This window comes from Rhizobacter sp. P2_H2, from assembly GCF_056403375.1.
The window spans coordinates 1-561 of the sequence record NZ_JBFUFP010001818.1 but is presented as its reverse complement, the minus strand read 5'-3'; the positions used below and the strand labels follow the sequence as shown (position 1 = coordinate 561).

Below are 561 nucleotides of genomic sequence, written 5' to 3'. Positions count from 1 at the left end.
CGGTGAACGAGATGATGCGCGTGGCGGCATCGGCGCCGATCGCGATCAGCCCGGCCAGGTCGGGCGTGTACGGCACGATCTTCCGGATCGCGGTGATGCGCTCGTAGAAGCGCTCGCCGGCCGGCGTCACCGTCTCCAGCGTGTAGGCACCGCCCTGCTTCTGCAGCGCCGCGATGGTGTCGGCCATGTCGGGGCGCAGGTTGCCGCCGGCGATCTGCCAGGTGGTGTCGCCCTGATGGATCAGGTTCTGCAGGTAGACGGCCTGGTGCGCGCGGTGGAACGAGCCGAGGCCGAGGTGGAGGATGGTCAGGGGAGTGGTCGTCATGGGAAAGCTCGCATCGCTAGGCGGCCTGCTGCAGCGGGCGCAGCGTTCGCCCCTGGGCGTCGAAGAGGTGGAGGGCGCTGGCGTCGAAGCTGATGCCGACGCTGTCGCCCGGCTTGAGGGTGGTGCGCTCGCTCTGCCGCGAGACGAGGGGGACGCCTTCGCTGGTGTCGCCCTGATGGATCAGGTTCTGCAGGTAGACGGCCTGGTGCGCGCGGTGGAACGAGCCGAGGCCGAGG

At 69.7% G+C, this 561-nt stretch carries 1 protein-coding gene and 1 pseudogene; both read right to left on the bottom strand.

Translation table 11 applies throughout. From position 1 onward, the window contains the following. Positions 1-325, bottom strand: a 325-nt coding sequence (locus AC1D15_RS36395; RefSeq protein WP_477829916.1) for a mannitol dehydrogenase family protein, incomplete at its 3' end; no start/stop codon positions are given. A 16-nt stretch (positions 326-341) separates the two neighbouring features. Then, a pseudogene (locus AC1D15_RS36390) lies at positions 342-561 on the bottom strand (hypothetical protein); the annotation flags it as partial.